We start from the raw sequence: 2,855 nt of genomic DNA, 5'->3' as shown, positions 1-2,855 counted from the left end.
CGCGTCGTTGTCTCGTGATCCAGAGGCGCGCGCCTACCTGTCCGACGCGAGTCTCTTGTGCGCAGGTGCGGCGAAAAGCACCGGATGCGCCACAGCTCTGGCCACTCTTTCCCTACACGGCCCTCGTCCGATCTCCGAGTACGACGAGGTCCAGCAGCAGGTCGGCAAGGCCTCGAACATGGTCGGGTTCTTCCAGGGCTTCGACCAGGACTTCAACGCGAGCGCCGTGCAGCGCTCGTGGGCGAACGGCCGACTCCCGATGATGACCTGGGAGACCAAGCCGCTGAACGTCGGCAACGACAAGCCGAACGTGCCCGGGTACTCGAACCAGGACGTCATCGACGGTGACTTCGACGCCTACCTCACGAAGTACGCGCAGGCCGTGAAGGCGAACGGACAGCCGATCGTCATCCGCCTCGACCACGAGATGAACGGTTCCTGGTACAACTGGTCCGAGCAGCCCTTCAACCCGTCGAAGGTGGAACGGCCGCAGAACGCCCCGGGTACGTACCGACAGATGTGGCAGCACGTCTGGCAGGTCTTCGAGGCGAACGGCGCCAACGACGAGGTCATCTGGAACTGGTCGCCGACGCGCATCGACGACCTCGGCAGCGACACCTACCGCACCGTCGACTACACGGCGAAGTACTACCCCGGCGCGCAGTACGTCGACTGGGTCGGCATGAGCGGCTACTACCGGAACGCCGGCGACCCGGCGACCTTCGCCAAGACGTTCGACGCCACCCTCGGGCAGCTCCGGCAGATCGCGCCCGGCAAGCCGATCGTGCTCAACGAGATCGGTGCGACCGAGTCCGGCACCGCCGTGTCGGAGTCGCAGAAGGCGGCGTGGTTCACCTCGCTCTTCGCCGCCCTGGCCGACCCCGCGAACGACGACGTCATCGGCTTCGCGTACTTCAGCGAGGTGGCGACCTCGGTCACGGACGGCAAGCGCGCGACCAACGACTGGCGCCTGAACTCCCGCAAGGACAGCCTCGCGGCGTTCAGCACGGGGATCCGGCGCGACGACATCGGGTACGACCTCCAGGAAGTGAAGGAACAGTGAGCGAACAGCAGCAGGACGGCGCCGACGTGCGCCCGGCCCCCGTCATCTCCGTCATCGGCACCGGCTACCTCGGCGCCACCCACGCGGCCGCCATGGCCGAGATGGGCTTCGACACCATCGGCGTCGACGTCGATCCGGCCAAGCTGGCGGCGCTGTCCGCCGGCGAGGTCCCCTTCTACGAGCCGGGCCTGCCCGAGCTCATCACGAAGCACGTCGCGACCGGGAAGCTCCGGTTCACCGCCGACATCGCCGAGGCGGTCGCGGCAGCCGACGTCCACTTCGTCTGCGTCGGCACCCCGCAGAAGGCCGGGTCGCACGCCGCGAACCTGTCCTACGTCGAGGCCGCCACCCGCGGTGTCGCCGAGCACCTCACACACCCCGGTCTCATCGTCGGCAAGTCGACCGTCCCGGTCGGCACCGCCGAACGGCTCCGCGGCATCGTCCGCGAGTTCACGCCGTCGGGCATCGCCGCCGAGCTCGTCTGGAACCCCGAGTTCCTCCGCGAGGGCAAGGCCGTCGACGACACCCTGCACCCGGACCGGCTCGTCTGGGGCGGTGCCTCCGCCGCCGCGGACGCCGTCATGCGCGAGGTCTACGCGGCACCGATCGCCGAGGGCACACCGGTCATCACGACGGACCTCGCCACCGCGGAGCTCGTGAAGGTCAGTGCGAACGCCTTCCTCGCCACGAAGATCTCGTTCATCAACGCGATCTCCGAGATGTGCGCGATCACCGGCGCGGACGTCACGACGCTCGCCGACGCGCTCGGGCACGACGTCCGCATCGGCCGGAAGTTCCTCGACGCCGGCCTCGGCTTCGGGGGCGGCTGCCTGCCGAAGGACATCCGGGCACTCATGCACCGTGCGAACGAGATCGGTGCCGGTCGGGTCGTCGGCCTCATGCAGCAGGTCGACGAGATCAACATGGGGCAGCGTGAGCGCGTCATCGACATGACCATCGAGGCGCTCGGCGGCTCGGTGCTCAACCGTCGCGTCGCCGTCATCGGTGCCGCGTTCAAGCCGCTCACGGACGACGTCCGCGACTCGCCGGCGCTCAACGTGGCCGCCGCGCTGCACCTCCGGGGCGCGCAGGTCACGCTCTGGGACCCGGAGGCGAACGAGACCGCCCGACGCTCCTTCCCGACGCTGTCCTACGCGGCGTCGAAGGAGGACGCGGTCGAGGGTGCCGACGTCGTCCTCGTCCTCACCGAGTGGGACGACATCGTGCAGGCGTCGCCGACGGCGCTCGGAGCCCTCGTCGGGCGCCGGACCGTCATCGACGCCCGCAACTGCCTCCCGGTCGCCGACTGGGTGGAAGCGGGGTGGTCCGTCCGTTCCCTGGGGCGGCCCACGCCGGTCACGGGTGCGCCCGTGAGCGTGGCCGCGGGGGCGAACGACGTGCTGGTGACAGCGCGGTAGTCGTCGCGTCCGTGCGAGACGGGGTCCGTGCCGGGGGCGGCGCGGGCCCCGTTTCCGTGCCCGCGGGGCCGCAGCGGTCGCGCCGGGTGGGCCCGGGCGTACCTGGTCGTCCCGGGCGTACCTGGTCGTTCCGGGCGTACCTGGTCGTTCGTTCCGACCGGGAACGCCCGTTCCTGCCAGCCATCGCAACCGTCCTGGGAAGGATCGGGCAGGCGGGTGCGGCGACCGCCTGGAGGCCCGGGGCCGGTCCGCCGGCCCGGCACCGGGCCCCCCGGCCGTCACCCGCCCCGCCCCGCCCCACCCCGGAGGGGCCCCCCCCCCGCCGGGGCGGGGCCCCTCCGGCCCAGCGGGGGCCCGGCGCCGCAGCAGCGCCC

The 2,855-nt window shown here is 71.1% G+C and carries 2 protein-coding genes; both read left to right on the top strand.

What is annotated here, in order from left to right; genetic code table 11:
• The first annotated feature begins 178 nt into the window (after positions 1–178).
• Entirely contained in the window at positions 179–1,063 is an 885-nt protein-coding gene (locus H7A69_RS17125) for a glycoside hydrolase family 26 protein (protein WP_182048143.1), read from the top strand.
• On the top strand, positions 1,060–2,481 hold the full coding sequence (locus H7A69_RS17120; protein WP_182048142.1) for a UDP-glucose dehydrogenase family protein: 1,422 nt from the start codon (positions 1,060–1,062) through the stop codon (positions 2,479–2,481). Before H7A69_RS17125 ends, H7A69_RS17120 begins: the two co-directional genes overlap by 4 nt.
• Positions 2,482–2,855 lie beyond the last annotated feature (374 nt).

It is taken from the genome of Curtobacterium sp. ME26 (assembly GCF_903970945.1).
In the GTDB taxonomy this organism is placed as follows: domain Bacteria; phylum Actinomycetota; class Actinomycetes; order Actinomycetales; family Microbacteriaceae; genus Curtobacterium; species Curtobacterium citri.
Note: the sequence above shows the minus strand (reverse complement) of the source record. Positions and strands in the feature narration are given on the sequence as shown.

What these genes read in the sequence shown, in the direction of transcription:
- H7A69_RS17125 (WP_182048143.1), top strand. Translation starts at nt 179, where the DNA reads ATGGTCGGGTTCTTCCAGGGCTTCGACCAGGACTTCAACGCGAGCGCC.